This is a genomic window from Mucilaginibacter sp. PPCGB 2223 (assembly GCF_001705515.1).
In the GTDB taxonomy this organism is placed as follows: domain Bacteria; phylum Bacteroidota; class Bacteroidia; order Sphingobacteriales; family Sphingobacteriaceae; genus Mucilaginibacter.
In genome coordinates this window covers 442,387-458,617 of record NZ_MDJS01000002.1, presented here as the reverse complement: position 1 = coordinate 458,617, position 16,231 = coordinate 442,387, and the positions used below count along the sequence as shown (strand labels likewise).

At 47.6% G+C, this 16,231-nt stretch carries 9 protein-coding genes; 1 reads left to right on the top strand and 8 read right to left on the bottom strand.

Annotated features, from left to right (window positions below; genetic code table 11):
• Positions 1–12: 12 nt before the first annotated feature.
• The 6 genes from BEL04_RS12470 to BEL04_RS12445 form a co-directional block, all read right to left on the bottom strand.
• On the bottom strand, positions 13–1,581 hold the full coding sequence (locus BEL04_RS12470; protein ID WP_066004276.1) for a glycoside hydrolase family 28 protein: 1,569 nt from the start codon (positions 1,579–1,581) through the stop codon (positions 13–15).
• A 7-nt stretch (positions 1,582–1,588) separates the two neighbouring features.
• The gene (locus BEL04_RS12465) at positions 1,589–3,214 is read right to left on the bottom strand and encodes a sodium/sugar symporter (protein ID WP_066004272.1); all 1,626 of its coding nucleotides are present in this window, start codon (positions 3,212–3,214) and stop codon (positions 1,589–1,591) included.
• A 59-nt stretch (positions 3,215–3,273) separates the two neighbouring features.
• Positions 3,274–4,485, bottom strand: coding sequence for an acyltransferase family protein (locus BEL04_RS12460; protein WP_066004270.1), 1,212 nt, complete (start codon positions 4,483–4,485; stop codon positions 3,274–3,276).
• A gap of 146 nt (positions 4,486–4,631) precedes the next feature.
• Positions 4,632–6,308 carry a RagB/SusD family nutrient uptake outer membrane protein gene (locus BEL04_RS12455; protein WP_066004269.1) on the bottom strand — a complete coding sequence of 559 codons (1,677 nt, stop codon included), beginning with the start codon at positions 6,306–6,308 and terminating at the stop codon, positions 4,632–4,634.
• A 19-nt stretch (positions 6,309–6,327) separates the two neighbouring features.
• Positions 6,328–9,378, bottom strand: a complete 3,051-nt coding sequence (locus BEL04_RS12450) for a TonB-dependent receptor (protein ID WP_066004268.1) — start codon at positions 9,376–9,378, stop codon at positions 6,328–6,330.
• 52 nt (positions 9,379–9,430) lie between these two features.
• Positions 9,431–10,321 (bottom strand): inositol oxygenase family protein, encoded by an 891-nt coding sequence (locus tag BEL04_RS12445; protein ID WP_066004266.1) that lies wholly within the window; start codon positions 10,319–10,321, stop codon positions 9,431–9,433.
• Between the two features lie 179 nt (positions 10,322–10,500).
• On the opposite strand from BEL04_RS12445, the gene BEL04_RS12440 reads away from it, so the two are divergent.
• Entirely contained in the window at positions 10,501–11,532 is a 1,032-nt protein-coding gene (locus BEL04_RS12440; protein WP_066004265.1) for a LacI family DNA-binding transcriptional regulator, read from the top strand.
• On the opposite strand, the gene BEL04_RS12435 is transcribed toward BEL04_RS12440, so the two are convergent.
• Both BEL04_RS12435 and BEL04_RS12430 read right to left on the bottom strand, forming a co-directional pair.
• On the bottom strand, positions 11,529–13,823 hold the full coding sequence (locus tag BEL04_RS12435) for a GH92 family glycosyl hydrolase (protein ID WP_066004263.1): 2,295 nt from the start codon (positions 13,821–13,823) through the stop codon (positions 11,529–11,531). The genes BEL04_RS12440 and BEL04_RS12435 overlap by 4 nt on opposite strands.
• Before the next feature lie 8 nt (positions 13,824–13,831).
• Positions 13,832–16,141, bottom strand: a complete 2,310-nt coding sequence (locus BEL04_RS12430; RefSeq protein ID WP_066005251.1) for a GH92 family glycosyl hydrolase — start codon at positions 16,139–16,141, stop codon at positions 13,832–13,834.
• Between the last annotated feature and the right edge of the window lie 90 nt (positions 16,142–16,231).

The following is a 16,231-nucleotide window of genomic DNA, read 5'->3' as shown; positions in this document are numbered from 1 at the left end:
GTTGGCGCGGCTTTACTTGATCAGGATATCCTTTGTTTGCTTACCTGCTACGTTAACGTTTACAGCAGCTGTTGTTGAGCTTTTGATCACCACCACCGGGCTGCTCTGTTTTTTATTGATGTGCAAACCATCAAGGTTCAAATTCTTCACATCATCAAAGATACAAGCCGTGCGCAGATCGTTTTTCTGACAGCTCAGTTTAACATTTTTAAAGTTGATGCCTTCGGCATGGCGCACAAAAAAGCCCCAGGCCGGTAGTTCGCCAAACATCGAAAACTCGGGGTAATTGCTGATAACCTCGGGGATTGCCGGGAGGTTATCGATGTTAAATTTTACGTAATCGGTTTTTGCGGTAGTGCCTTCGTAGGCGATGTCGATATTTTCCAGTGTTACGTCCTGTACAATGTATCCCGGGATGCCGTCTATACCCGATGGAAACACATGGTGCTTAAAGTTCACCGGCGGCCCTTCCATATGGTAACCCGCGTCGGGCTTACCGGCAGGCACCTGCGCTCTTACATTGCCGATGTAAACCCGGCGCAATGTGCCCGGAGCGGCATTTTTGTTGCGCTGCCCCAAGCGGATAAATATGGCGTTGCCTGTGTTTTTGGCGTTTACGTTCCTGATATCGATATCCTCTATAGCGCCACCGTCGACAGTTTCGATGGCGACAGCAGAGCGATAGGTATCGTAAACTTCGATATCGTGCACTTTGATCTTTTTAAAGCCACCAAAAGAAGCCGTACCCATTTTAAATGCACTGGCGCTTGAGCGGATGCGGCAATGGGATATCTCGATATTTTCACAGGCGCTGTTCGGATCAGATGATTTTAAACATACTCCATCATCAGCAACGTTAAAAAAACTATTGGTGACTTTAACATTCTTACAATCCACCAGGTCGATACCGTCATTATTCCAAAAGGTATTGCTGATCACGGTAATGTTGTCGAACACCATATCCAGGCAATCGCGGTAATCCTGTATCCAGCATAAACCATCCCTGATGGTGATATTTTTAACGGCGACATCTTTACAACCGGTAAAATCGATGAGGTGCGGACGGTTATTTTCTTCAGGGCGCATCTGGTGCCAGGGGTTATAAGTTTGCCATTCGTCATCTTTCAAAGTACCGGCCCTGAGCATGCGGTATATGTCTTTCAACAGCGCATCGCCGCGGCCGTCGATGGTTCCGGCGCCGGTGATAGAGACGTGCTGCGCCTTGTTAGCCACGATCAGTGCCGATGCCTTTTGCGGGCCGTAGTCGCTGCGGTTAACCGTGGCCAGCAGGGCTGCGCCTTTTTCGAAATGCAGTTCGATGTTCGATTTAAGCTCGATAACGCCCGTCACAAATTTACCCAGGGGTACCAGCACGGTACCGCCGCCGCTTTCGGATGCCGTGTTGACTGCCTTTTGTATGGCTTTGGTATTATCGGTTTTTCCATCGCCAACTGCGCCGTAGCGGGTTATCGGGTAGGTAGTGGTTTGCGCAAAACTGGTGGTTGCGAGTACAAAAGGCAGTACTAATACCGGTAGATATTTTCTGCGCAATGCAGCGAAATTATTAGCTGTAGTTTTCATAATTGTATTACCAAAAGATAGTATATAAAGCGGTAAGCACGCCGCAAATAATAACAGACCCAACGACAAAACTTCTGCTGGTACGGAACATCGAAGTATCGACTGCCAGCACGTGCTCTCCGGAAGGTTTTTTAGTGTTCAGGCTAATTGCTACCATTACGATTGTTATCACTACAAAGTCGATCGTCATCCTGTCCAGAAACGGATAGTCGGGAAAAGAGCCACGTGTCCACACCGGCAAAAACTTCAGTACTGTCGACAGTGGTATGGTGAGTATGGCACCTGTTAAAGCGGCAGCAGCGGTCGTACGTTTCCAAAAGAAACCCAGCAGGAAGATAGCCAGTACACCGGGCGAAATAAAGCCCACATACTCCTGGATAAACTGGTAAGCCTGATCCAAAGAACGGAGCGCCGGCGTAACGATAGCGGCTATCACCATAGCGATAACCACAGCCGTACGGCCTACAAACACCATCCTCTTTTCGCCGGCCTCTTTATTGATATACTTTTTATAGATATCCAGCGAAAAAATAGTACAGATGCTGTTGGCCTTGCCCGCCAGCGAGGCTACTATCGCCGCGGTAAGCGCGGCAAAAGCAACACCCTTTAAACCGGGGGGCAGCAAATTGATGAGTGTGGGATAAGCATGATCGGGTTTAACAACGCCGCCATCGCTCATCTCGGCTGTGAACATGCCTTTGCTGTGCAGCAGGTACATAATAATACCGGGCAGCACGGCAATTACCGGTACCAGCAGTTTTAAAAAAGCTGCAAACAATATACCCTTGCGTGCGGTAGGCAGGTCGGCACCGAGGGCACGCTGTACAATATATTGGTTGCAGCCCCAGTAGGCCAGGTTGTTGATGAGCATACCGCCTATCAATACCGAAATGCCGGGTAACTCTTTGTAGTTTTTGTTGGACGAATCGAAGATCATGTGGAAATGCTCCGGTGCATCGCGGCGCAAAACCGTTAGGGCCTTAAATATATTGTCACCGAAGCCGTAGTGCTGGGCCAGCAGCTCTAAAGCCAGGTAAGTGGTGATTAAGCCGCCGATAATTAAAACCAATACCTGTATCACATCGGTATAACCGATCACTTTCATCCCGCCAAGGGTAACGATCATCGAAAAAAAGCAAAGCCCGAAAATACTCCAACCAAAACTGATGGTCGAGATGGACGAGATCGCCAGCGCGCCCAGGTAGATGATGGAGGTAAGGTTTACAAAAACATAAACCAGCAGCCAGAATACGGCCATAATGGTACTCACATGATCGTTATACCTCACCGAAAGGAACTGCGGCATGGTGAAGATCTTATTTTTAAGATACACCGGGATAATGAAAATTGCTACCAGGATAAGGGTAGCAGCGGCCATCCACTCGTACGATGAAATAGCAAGGCCAAGGGCAAAACCCGAGCCAGACATGCCGATAAAGTGCTCGGCCGATATGTTGGACGCGATAAGCGAGGCCCCGATGGCCCACCAGGTTAACGACCCTTCGGCAAGGAAATACTCTTTGGCGTTAAGGCTTTTTGTGCGTTTTTTATAATAGATATAATAGCCGTAAACGGATACCATAATAAAATAGATAAAAAACACCACGTAATCGAGGGTATGTAATTTATTCATTAATTGGTTTATAATGGTTAGTACGTATCGTCAGACAAACATGCCCGACTGTATTATGCTCATAATTTAAGGAAAATCTTTTTGCGGTAAAGAAACCGCAGCAACAAAAGCTGGATAATCAATACCCCTATCCATACCAAAGCGTGCTGCCAGGGTGCAGGTACTTTATTGATCATCCCGCCAAAAACAAACTGCGCCGTCGATTCGAAATTGACCAAGCCGTGCGCGGCAATATAGATCAGGATAGAATTGGTACCTATCCAGATGAACGGCTGGCACCAGTTCTTAAATCCTGCAACATCAATAAGGCCGTAAAACGCTGCGAATAAAAGCAAGCTCCAGCCGCCGGCGTAAATAGTGAACGAGCTTGTCCACATATTCTTGTTAATAGGGAAGCTCATATTCCAAACGAGGCCAAGCGCTATTAAAGCAATGGCCATGAAAAGCATGATCCACATTTTTTTTAACGGAGATAGTTTACTTGCATCCCATTGCAAAAACCGGCCGGCAAATATGCCCATCATAGCCGTCGCTATTGCAGGTATGGTTGAAAGTAAACCTTCGGGGTCGTACACCTTGCGGTGCAGCTTTCCGGGTAAAAAGTGCTGATCTACCCATGCAGATAGATTCTCGCCCGGTGTTAACATCCCGGCGCCATGACCCGGAACAGGAACGCAAGTCAATAACAGCCAATATCCCATCAAAATAGCAACGAACCAGGTAATCTGCCATTTTAACGAGCTGTTTAAATAAATAACCGCGGCAAAAAAACAGGCAAGTGCAATGCGGCCCAGTACACTTGCAACCCTGGTTTGCTCATATCCGTTAAATTGTAAAGCTTTGTTTACTACCATTCCCAATAATATCAGCAGCACGGTGCGTTTAATGAGCCTGAGATAATGTTGCCTGGCGGGGATATTGGTATGTTGACCCTGTGCCCCCTGCCTGTTGTACGAAAACGGCATCGAAACGCCTGCAATAAATATAAATAAGGGGAAAATCAGATCATAAAAGGTAAAACCGTTCCAGGGTGAGTGGTGCAGTTGGTTACTGATGCCTACGGCGATACGTTCTATAACCGAAAGGTTGGCATTGGTGCTGATCTGCCAGTCAATATGGTTTTGGGTCAGATGGTATTTATCCTTAACTACGCCGGCAAAACCATGAAATATCTCCTCGCCGCTGATGATCCAGAACATATCGAAACCACGCAGGGCGTCGAGCGATAAAAGCCTGGCTTTTTTAGGTGGTGGAGTATCGGTTACCGGCATATCTCAGTTTTTACGATCAGCAAAATACATTTAACAATATACGGTTAAGCTGGGAGTAATAAAACGGTATATCAAATTGGCGCTTAATAAAAACCCCCGGCGTGGTGTGTGCCGCCGGAGGTTTTATCACAGTTAAGTTGCTTTTATTAATATCCCGGGTTTTGAGTCAGTCTCGAATTGGTAGCCAAAGCCGTAGTTGGGATAGGGAACAAACGGTGGTTAACATCAGCATCGGTTTTGCCTATGCCATAGCTGTTTTCAAACTGGCCGAACCTGATCATATCGTTACGGTGCCAGTTTTCCCATGCAAGCTCTTTGCAACGCTCTTTGTAAATATCAGTCAGTGTAACACTGGTTAAAGCGGCAGTAGTAGTGCGTACGGCTTTGATCTGGTTAACTAACGATAATGCTGTAGCACCCAAAGTAGCGGTACCGCCACGTAAAATAGCCTCTGCTTTCATCAGGATAATATCAGAGTAGCGGAACAAGGGTACATCGTTATTCTGGTTACGGCTGATGGTATTGGTATAATCGGCCAGGAACTTGATGTTACGGATGCCGGTATTCCAGGCAATCTCGTCGTTACCCAGGTCAAACGAGCCGCCGGTTCCAGGCCGAACCGAAGTTGACGAAAGCGGCGTGATCACCAAAGAATAAACATAAGCTGCCGAGGGGCTGCCGCCGCTATAGAATTGGTTATAACCTATGTTGGTAGTGCTCACCATAATCGGGGTTCCATCCTGCCAGTATTGCTGGCCGCTTAACCATTGTTTGTTACGGATATCGTTCGGATCGTCAAAATTAGCATAGTACTCGGCGGTGGTCATACGCGGGCCGCTTGGCTGGTTATTGGCCAAGCCGTTGCCTTTGTCCTTGTTCATTACCGGGTCGGTATAGGCGCCGGCTGTTGAGCCGGAGTATGAATAGCGGATACCCAGGTTACGGTTCAAATCATAACGCGCAAAAAACATATTGCCGCTGGTTGTCGACGCATCGTAAGGTATGGCAAAAATGAACTCTTTTTGCGATGGGCCATTTGTCGGATAAAATTGTTGCAGATAGGTCGACATTGGCTCGAGCGAGTAATTACCCGAACTGATGATCTGATCGCAGGCTGCTATGCAATCGTCATTACGTGATGTGCCTGTGTATACCTGTGCATTGAGGTACATTTTGGCTAATATAGCGTAAGCCAGGTATTTGGTTGGCAGGCCGTAGGTAGCAGTGCTTGGGTTTTTTAAGTAGGGGATAGCTAATTTTAGTTCGCTTTCTACAAAATTAAACACCTGCGACCTTGATGATGTAGGATTAGGGGTAGTAACACCATACAACGTATCCAGAGGTACGTTGCCGTACGAATCCAGCATATAGTAATAAGCCAGCGCGCGTACTGTTTTTAATTCGGCTAAGCTGGTGCTTTTGGCCGGACCTGCAGGGGCAGACGCCCTGATAACCGAAATAGTTTGGTTTGCTGTGCCGATAATGTTGGCCAGGTATGTCCAGGCCGAGTTTACCCAGGCATTATCTTTTGTCCAGGTGTGGCGGTGCAGCTCCACATATTTATTACCATCTATCCAGTTGGGTCCGAAGGTGGCTAATACGGCTTCATCGCTCGAGCAACTTTGCAGGAACCAGTATGACGTAGCGTAATCGGCACGCAGAGCAACAAATACCGGGCCCTCTGCCGAAGTAAACTGTGCATCGGTTTTTGGATACGAATCGGGCGTTATCTCTGAGGTAACGGCCACATTGAGTTTTTGGCAGGATGAGATGACGCCTGCAAGGGCAACCAAGCTCAATATCCCTAAAAATATCTTTTTCATGTCTTTTTAACTGTTTATTTTAAAACGATACGTTTAAACCAAGTAATAAAGTGCGTGTTTTAGGGTAAAAGTTGTTGTAATCGATACCCGGCGAAACACCGCCCTGGTTTATCTCAGGGTCGATACCTTTGTAGCCTGTAAGCGTAAACACGTTGTTGGCAGTAAAATACACCCTTATGCTGCTCACGTTAGTGAAAGGTTTCTTTAAAGTATAACCAAGCGTCGCGTTATCTAAGCGTACATACGATCCGTCTTCGAGGTACCTGTCGGAGTAGTAGGAGTTTTTGATGTCGGTGATCTTATCGCCCGAAGCGCTGTTAACAATGTTATTGATGGTAGCGGCTGATACGTTCGACAGGTCGGCACGAGTGGCATCCATGATCTTGCCGCCAAACGAACCCCTGAAAAAGAAGCCCAGATCAAACTTCTTATAGTTAATGGTATTGCTCCAGCCCACCAGCGCTTTTGGTTGAGGGCTGCCTAAATAAAAATAATCGGTACGGATGGCAGGTGCAGTAGTTGTGCCTGTGCCGTCGCCTTTATAAAAAAGCGAGTTACCGCTTGCATCTTTACCGGCATATCTCAGGCTGTAAAACTCGCCCAGTGGCTGCCCAACCTTTAATATTTGTAAAGTGGCATTGGTTTGGCCCGCACCTTCAGGGTCTGAGTACAAGGTATTATCGCTATTGCCATAGGCGTTTTGCAAGCTTGTTATGGTGTTTTGATTAGCCGCCAGGTTAAGCGAGGTCGACCAGCTGATATCGCCTTTAGATACAGGTGTAGCATTTAATACTACTTCGATACCTTTGTTATTGATACTGCCGCCGTTGGCATAGATCCAACCGCCCGGAACGATTGAAGACGATGCCGCGATACCAAACAACATGCCACTGGTATTTTTGTTATACCAATCGACAGAGCCTGAAATTTTACCGCCAAATAAGCCAAAATCAAGACCAATATTGGTGCTGGCGGTAGTCTCCCACTTCAGGTCGGGGTTTTGACCCTGGATAGGGCCATAAGCGCCGGCCTGTACACCGTTATTGTAATAAGTGCCTTTCGTTCCGTAAAGTAACTGCCCGGTGTAAGGGCCGATACCCGACGAGTTACCTGTTTGGCCATAGCTTGCACGTAATTTCAGATCGGATATCAGCGATTGTTTCTTCATAAAATCTTCTTCGCTTATCCTCCATGCAACGCTTACCGAAGGGAAATTACCCCAGCTGTTGTTTGCGCCAAATACCGAGCTGCCGTCTCTCCTGATCGACCCCTGCAACAGGTATTTATTTTTATAGCTGTAGTTTAACCTGAAGAAATCCGAGATCAGCAGGTATTCGCCGTAGGTTTGATCGTTGCCAAGGTTGATCCTGTATCCCGAAATAGCGTATGGGTTGCCTAACGACAGGTTTTGGAAACCCAGGTTATCCGTAGGGAAATTGGTGCTTGATGCGGTTAAACCATCACCATTGATGTTGTCCTGGTACGAATAGCCCAAAACTGCCGTGATCGAATGATCGCCGAAAGATTTATCCCAGGTTAAGAAGGTTTCTAATGTTTTGGCAGTGTTTTCGTATTCGCTGCGCAAAGCCGAACCGTTCGAGCCAAACAACGAACCTATCAGGGTATGTGATATCCCAATACCCGGATCGGGGTTGTTATAAAAGTTTGATGTCGGGTATTTACTAAAATAGCTGCTGTAAAACTCGCCGTGTAAGGCCGATGTTTTTTGGTACGACAGGTTTACATTGTAGGTCAGATCGAACGGCAGTTTAAGCTGGGTGTTAAACGCAGCCATGGTTGTGTTATATTTGGTTTGATCCTGCGCATTGCCAACTATGGCCAGCGGGTTAAAATAACCGGTGGTATTCAGGTTTTCAAAATAACTGCCATCGGTATTGTATATCGGTGAAATCGGCATGTGTTTAGCAGCCTGCAGTAACACAATATTTTGTAAAGGCTCGTTATTGGCAGCGCTGCTCATGTTGGATAAGCTTAAGCTGAATTTAAGCTTATCGTTTAAAGCATACTGATCGACATTTAAGCGGCCGATCACGCGCTCTAATGAGCTGGCAGCCAGTATACCCTGCTTGTTGAAGTAGTTGAGGCTGGCGCTGTAAGTGCTATGTTCGCCACCGCCGGAGAGCGAAATGTTGTGGCTGTGCGATATTCCTGTTGAACGCTCGATAGCGGCCATCCAATCGGTATTGATATTACCGGCGCTGATATCGTCGTTAGGCGAGAAAGCGGTATTGTTTGCAGTTACATACGAGCGCAATTGGCTGGCATTCATTAAATCGAGCTTGCTGCTCACTTTTTCCATACCCACATAGCCGTTGTAAGCCACCTGCGATTGACCTTTTTTGCCGCGTTTGGTAGTTATCATAATAACACCGCTGCTGGCACGGTTACCGTAGATCGCTGTCGCGGCGGCATCTTTCAATACATCGATTGACGCGATATCAGCAGGTGCAACCGAAGTAATATCAGCTCCCGGAATTCCATCGATCACATAAAACGGGGTGCTTGAGCCGTTAATGGTAGATGCGCCACGTAAAACAACGGCAGCCGGTTTGTTAGGATCGCCGCTCGAAGTAATATTAAGACCGGGAACTTTACCTTGTAACAACTGGCCCACATCGGCAATGGCGCCTTTGTTCAGTTCTTCGGGTTTAACGGTAGAAATTGAGCTCGACAAGGTTTTACGCGAGCTTGTGCCGTAACCCACTACTACCACCTCTTTAAGGGCCTTGTTAGCTTCTTCCAGAGTGATCTTATAGTTTTTTGCTGCCGTAACCGTCACTTCTTTAGTTGCGTATGATACAGAGGAAACTACCAGCACATCCCCCTCTTTAGCTACGATACTAAAGGCTCCGTTAGGGGTAGTAGCGGTACCCTTGCCGGTACCTTTTACGCCAATTGTGGCGCCAGGTATGGGTACGCCCTGGCTGTCTGATACAGTACCTGTTATCTTACCATCCTGCGCGAAGGTTTGCGATAAGCTAAAGGTGAGAAGCACCAGGAGCAGCAAACTCGTCCACTTGCTCCTGCTAAATTTTAGGTTTAATCTCATGATTACAGTAAAATTAGGTTCATATATTTCGGTTTATTAATTGTGTGGCTTTTTAAAATTTAAGCGTTGCAGGCAGATACTTAGCTACCAAATCCTCGTAGTAAGGTTTCAACTCCTGCCAGCTCTTCTGGTTAGGGTTTTTCGAATACAGGTCGTACGGGTTAAACAACGCTACCCATTTAAACATTTCATGATCATGGCCGTTCATCAAATGGTCGTAAGCGTTTTCGCGGTGCTGCGAATAAAACGAGTGGTAGCGCAGCATGTATAAGCCCGGTTCGGGGATATAATCTTTCATCATGTGGTACACATACTCATCGTGCCCCCACGACATGTGCACATTATCCAAACCGCAATTACGGGTATACACCCCAAGCTCCGTGTTGTACTGTTTATTGTACTTATCGGGGTTATCTGCAAAAAACTCCGGGTAAACTATCTTATCCGAAAAAGCGCATCCTACCGGGAAAGTATCGCCCACCACGCCCCATTGCGGCTCGTCGAACAGGCAAAGCACCTTGCCCATATCATGTATCAAACCCACCAATACCATCCAGTCGGGGTGCTTGTCGTTGCGTATCGCTTCCGATGTTTGCAACAGATGCTGCATCTGGTCGAGGTCGGTATCCGGGTCCGAATCGTCAACCAGTTGGTTCAAAAAGCTGAAAGCATCCCATATAGGCATTTCCTTACGGTTGAACCTTAGGTAATCGGCCTTTTTCTGTGTTACGTACTCATAGGTTTGAAATTTATGATTAAGACGGTAAAACTCTTTTACCCCGCTTTTTTCAGTTTCCCCATAGTTCCTAAACTCTTCTGCTTTTTTATCCTCGTTGATGCTTGAAGGGTCGGGGTAGCGGCGTAATACATCGTGCTCCCACTCGTCAAGATTAGATAAGGGCGTTAAGCTTTCGCCCGATAAATTGTTTCCATCCGAATTCATAAAATCTATATTTTATTAGTTAGTGGCAATAATTGGTTTGCCTGATAATTGGGTTATCGAGAATAAAATTGAGTAAATTACTTGTTACATTTTTTATTTGAACCAAGTATATTTACTTAACCGTTTAAGTAAAAAATGATAATTTGCACCCTTAAATATGATAGTTAACACATTTTTTCATGAGCAGCGTCACTATTAAGCAACTTGCCGAGCAACTACAACTGTCCACTGCAACCATCTCAAAAGCCTTGGGCGATAGCTATGAAATAAGCGAAAGCACGAAAAAAAGAGTACTGGCGCTCGCCAAGGAATTGAACTATATACCCAATGCCTATGCCGGCAGCCTGCGGCATAACAAGAGTAAAACCATCGGGGTGCTGGTACCCGAGGTTACCGATAGTTTTTTTTCGCTGGCGCTCAACGGTATCGAAGAAGTTGCGCTCGAAAAAGGATATCATACGCTGATTTACCTGACCCACGAAAAACTAAGCCGCGAAGAAGCTATTTTAAAAGCACTTGTTGGCGGGCGCGTTGATGGCGTGATCATGTCGGTAACGGTGGAGACCGATTCGTTCGGTCATATACACGAGTTTAACAGGCACCTGCCGGTAGTTTTTTTCGACAGGGTTTGCCCCGAAATAGATACGGCCAAAATTACAACCGACGATTTTGAATGTGGGTACAAGGCAACCCAGCACCTGATTGAGGCGGGATGCCACAAGATTGTTTTGCTGTCGATATCGAACAGCCTCTCCATTATCTCAGAGCGCACCAAAGGCTTTAAAAAGGCAATTGCCGAATATAATTTGAATGAGGACGACTGCCGGATTGTGAATTGTACCGAAGACCCGCAGCACAACTACGAACTGATAAAAGAGATGATGCAGAGTGATAACCGGCCCGATGGCATACTGGCTACCGTTGAAAAATTAACCACCGAGATATACCTGGCTTGCCAGCACCTTAACATCAATATACCCGGGCAGGTAAAAGTAGTGTGCTTCTCCAATCAGCCATCTGCTATAATACTTACCCCATCGTTAACCACCATTACGCAGCCGGCTTTTGAAATGGGAAAGGTCGCCGCCACAACACTGCTTAAATTATTGAAAAACAACACACTGAGATTGAAAGACGAATGCACGGTCATCCCGTCAAAGCTGATCATCCGCAACTCAACAACAGGGCAGGTTAACGATACCATCATTTAATGATCACCTGCCATTGAAGGCGGGGTTACCGCCGCCCCCCAACCTGTTTGTTTAGGCCCCATTTGCAGTACCAGTTCGCCGCCGCCCGCAATATCCTGGTGCTCTATCCACGATCGGCTATATGGCTTGCCATTCAAAAATGCGGCCTGTATAAACTGGTTATTGTCCGACAGGTCTTTAGCGATTATCTTAAAATCTTTACCATTGGTTTGATGCAGAACAGACTGTTTTACCATTGGCGAATTGATCAGATAGTAGGATTGCCCGGCATTAGGATACAGGCCCAGCATGTGAAATGCCAGCCATGACGACATCGCGCCCGAATCGTCATTCCCGGGCAGGCCGGCGCGGGTGCTGTTATAGTTTACGCTGATGATCTGCTTTATCCGGCTGCTGCTCAAATCGGGCCGGCCTATCCAATGGTACAGGTTGGGCGATAAAAACGACGGCTCGTTGCCCACATTGTAGTAACCGTTGGCAAAAAAGGTATCGAGCCTTTGACGAAATGCATCCGGCCCGCCGCAGGCATCAATTAACGCGGCTACGTTGTGCGGTACATAAAACGAATATTCCCACGAGCTGGCCTCGTAAAAAAAACCGCACCACCAGCAAACGCAGTTGGGCCAGTCCTGCGCGAGAGGGGTATAAGGTATGGATGTGATGCGCCCGTTGCTTTCGCCGCAAATAATACTGTCTATCCAGTGGCCGGCAGCATCTTTAGGCATAATAAAACCAGTCGCACCATGATCGGTTACCGGCCGCCAAAGGTTTTTCCAGTTATCGGCTTGTTTAAAAAAACGCCGGGCTTCGCCTTTACGGTTAAGCCCGTCGGCTACAACTGCCAGGCAGTAATCGTTATAGGCATATTCAACAGTGCGGTTACCGGCGCGTACAAAACGGTTTGATACATAGCCCAGGCTGTTATAATCGGTCAACCCGCCCCGCCCCTCCTTTTCCTCATTCCCGCCAGGCGGGATGGTCGCATCTTTAAGCATCGCTTCCAGCCCAAGGCTGTAATTAATGCCCTTTAGTTTTTTAACGTAAGCGTCGGCAATCAGCACATCGGCGTTCGAGCCGCCCTGCGTTCGCCCGTTACAGTTCCCGCTGCGGGCATCGGGCATATAACCATCATGCTGGTAGATGTTGAGCAAAGAGTTAACGATGGCCGCTTCGCGCGCTGGATCGATAAGGGTGATCAGCGGGTTCGACGAGCGGAAAGTATCCCATATCGCATAAAAATCATCATAATAAGGCGTTGCCGATTGCCATAGAGGGTTTTCGCCCGAGCGGTCGACCGGCATGAGCATGGTATGATACAAGCCGGTATAGAACATTGTTTTTTGTTCGGCAGAGGCCGAATTATCGAGTTCAACACGCTTTAACAGGTCTTCCCAACTATCCCGGCTATCGGCCAGTACCTTTTCAAAACTCCAGTGAGGCGCTTCTTCTTCAATATTCTGCCTGGCTTTCAATTCGCTGATGAACGATATGCCTATTTTTACCTGTACCTGCTGCAAGGCGGTATCATCAAAGTAAGCAAGCACCCCGGTTTTATTACCATCGTCGGCCTGCAATTTTACGCCGGGGTATAGTTTATCAGCTTTGTAACTGCTAAAACTATCGAAGGGTTTACTGGTAATGGCATAAAAATAAACTGTATAGGCGCTGCCGTTGTTCCAGCCGCCACGAATGCGGCTGTACCCTCGTATTTCGGTGCCGGATACCACTTCAATTTCCGACCCGACAAATTGCTGGGCTTCCCTTGCATCCGGGACAGGTTTTTCGCCCAAAAAGTCGCCCGCATCAAACTTAATGGCTTTGCGTGTGCCCGGCTTAAAGCCAAACCGATAGAACGCCACCTTGTTCGTACTGGTTATTTCAGCATTGATATCATATTGTTTCAGTTGCACACTATAATAACCAACACCGGCCTTTTCGTTCGCCCTCAGCGACTCCTGCTTAACCCGGTCGAAATTTCCCGCGAAAGGCATGACCAGGATGTTGCCGTATTTTGGGCCGCCGCCTGTGCCACTCACATGCGTCTGACTAAAGCCATAAAGCGGTATATCGAGGTCGGGCGAGTAACCGCTGTTGGAAGCTTTGTTAACGTCGGGCCCGGGTTTGATCATCCCATAAGGTCGCGATGGACCTACAAAAACATTACCCTGGCCTTCGGAGCCGATAAAAGGGTCGACATAGCGGTTATATGGATTGGTTTGAGCAGATGCAGGTATACCTGCTGTTAAAAGCAACAGCAAAACCCCGCATCGTTTTAAATGTGATAATATCATAGCTTATTCTATTGTGTTAATGAGGCCGGCTGATCTGCCGGGTTTACCGCCCAGTTTTTATCGGGCCTATCGGTTAAATAAAACTCCAGCAGACCGCCAGTCATGATCATGTTATGGGTGATGTAATTTTTACTGTAATACTTACCGTTAAACTTTACCGCGGTAATATAAGCGGCTTTAGCCGATGTAGCATGGGTACGCACGCTAAAATGTTTGCCGTTGGGCAACGCTATACTGTATTGACTAAACAGAGGGCTTGTTAACAGGTACTGGCCCGAAACGGGGTCTAAGGGGTAAAAACCCAGGGATGCAAAAACATACCATGCCGACATTTGCCCGGCATCGTCGTTACCGCTTAACCCGCCGGGGCCGTCGCTGTACTCTTCTTCCAATATTTGCTTTACCCTGAGTTGCGTTTTCCACGGCGATGGGGTATAGTTATACATAAAAGGTATCTGGTGACCGGGTTCGTTGCCGTGCCAGTATTCGCCCGCATCAAAAAGTTTATCCAAGGCGGTTTCCAGTTTACCGGCGCCCCCCATCAGCCTGGCCAGGCCTTTTACATCCTGTGGCACATAAAAAGTATACTGCTGGGGTGTGCCTTCGGTAATGTAAAACTCTTTTGATGACGGCCTGAAAGGCTGATACCAGCTTTGATCGGCATGTCGCGCCCTAACCATGCCAACCGACGGATCGAACACATTGCGGTAATTAAAGCTACGCGCCGTAAGCAGGGCGGCATCTGCGGTTTTATGGAGTGCTTTTGCTATCCGCGATAAGGCGTAATCATCATAAGCATACTCCATGGTACGGCTTACCTGCTCCTTTTTGTGAAAAGCTTCCTGTACCGAATCTTCAACGGGTATATAGCCATATTTAAGGTACGAAGTCAACGCCCTGCGGCCCTTACCGTCCTGATAATCCGTTTCCGAGGGGGTATCAAAAGCATTCTGCCGGCTCAACCGGTAAGCCTCATTGATATCGTAACCACGGATACCTTTCAGATAGGCCGAAGCGATGAACGCCGTAACATGATCGCCGATCATTTCGCCGGTATAACTGTTCCAGCAGGGAAAGATCGGCAACCACCCGCCTTGTTGCCCCTTTAGTATCATCGACCGCGCGCAATTATTGATCAGCTCCGGATTCAATACCCCGAACAAAGGCAGCTGCGCACGGTAAATATCCCACATCGAAAAATCGTCAAAATATTCGCCCTTAGCCGTCTTATTGATTTGATAATTACCGGCAAATTGCGGATAAGCGCCGGTTACATCATTAAATAACCTGGGCATCTGCATAGCATGGTACATCGCTGTATAGAATATACGTTTATTTTGCAGATCGGCGGTCTGCACTTTTATCTTACCCAGAGCTCTTTGCCATACCTGTTTGTTTTTGGCAACCAGGCGGCCGAAATCCCAGTCGGTTATCTCTGCTCTCAGATTGTCGAAAGCGGCGTTTAAACTGGTAAAAGAGGAGCCGACCCTTATGCAAAGCTTTTCGCCCTGCTGCATTTTAAAGCCAACATAAGCGCCAATATCTTTACTATTCTGCAGGCTGTCCGCTTTAATAAGCCGGGCGCCGCTATAGACGCCCGAAGTGCCGACCGGCCTTTCAAACTGTATCACAAAATAACCGCTGAACCCGGCAGGCTTACCCCAGCCCTGGTAAATACGATGAGCTGGGTTATAACCCCAAACCAGGCCCCGTTTGGCATCAACTTTGATAAAACCTTCGCCGCGATCGCTGTTGGGTGTAATGAGCAGGTATAAGCTATCCGTTTTTTCGGCTGTAAACTGCAGCATGCCGCAACGCCGGGTAGCTGTTATTTCGGTACGTAGGTGGTAGGCCGGTAACTTAACGCTATAATAATTGGGGGCAGTAACCTCATCCCGGTGCGAAAAAGCAGTGCGGTAATCAGCCGGCGATGTTTTAAGATGCCCGCCTACGGGCATAATAGTGAGGCTTCCGTAATCCTGTGTGCACGAGCCGCTCAACCAGTGCGTAGCCCTGAAGCCGGTTATCTGCGCATCGGCATAAGCGTAAGGCGGTTGGCACTTGGTCTCCGCGCGGCGGGTCTCGGCCGTCCACTGCGTCATGGCGAAGGGCAGGGTTACGGCAGGGATGGTATTGGCATTGAGCTCGGTGCCGCTGCCGTGCCTGGTTGCCGCGGCGGTTGTAGCGCCCGCTGTTCCGGATAAGGGTTGAACATAGGGTATAAGATCCTGCCCGTATAAGTTGCCGCCAAGCATCAGGGCTAAACAGCAAAGTGTAAGAATCAGCCTCAATCTCACTTTATTTATTTTGGATTGCATGTTTCTAAAAAATCTTTTTATGTAAAAAGATACGACGCTGCGTTGCGCAGCAGAGATCGCCCGCCGTATGCTGGTTAATAACTGATACAC

Excerpts from the sequence above, each read along its gene's own strand:
- BEL04_RS12460 (WP_066004270.1), bottom strand. The coding sequence starts at position 4,485 with ATGCCGGTAACCGATACTCCACCACCTAAAAAAGCCAGGCTTTTATCG.
- BEL04_RS12445 (WP_066004266.1), bottom strand. The coding sequence starts at position 10,321 with ATGAATTCGGATGGAAACAATTTATCGGGCGAAAGCTTAACGCCCTTA.
- BEL04_RS12435 (WP_066004263.1), bottom strand. The coding sequence starts at position 13,823 with ATGATATTATCACATTTAAAACGATGCGGGGTTTTGCTGTTGCTTTTA.
- BEL04_RS12430 (WP_066005251.1), bottom strand. The coding sequence starts at position 16,141 with ATGCAATCCAAAATAAATAAAGTGAGATTGAGGCTGATTCTTACACTT.
- BEL04_RS12450 (WP_066004268.1), bottom strand. The coding sequence starts at position 9,378 with ATGAGATTAAACCTAAAATTTAGCAGGAGCAAGTGGACGAGTTTGCTG.
- BEL04_RS12470 (WP_066004276.1), bottom strand. The coding sequence starts at position 1,581 with ATGAAAACTACAGCTAATAATTTCGCTGCATTGCGCAGAAAATATCTA.
- BEL04_RS12455 (WP_066004269.1), bottom strand. The coding sequence starts at position 6,308 with ATGAAAAAGATATTTTTAGGGATATTGAGCTTGGTTGCCCTTGCAGGC.
- BEL04_RS12440 (WP_066004265.1), top strand. The coding sequence starts at position 10,501 with ATGAGCAGCGTCACTATTAAGCAACTTGCCGAGCAACTACAACTGTCC.
- BEL04_RS12465 (WP_066004272.1), bottom strand. The coding sequence starts at position 3,214 with ATGAATAAATTACATACCCTCGATTACGTGGTGTTTTTTATCTATTTT.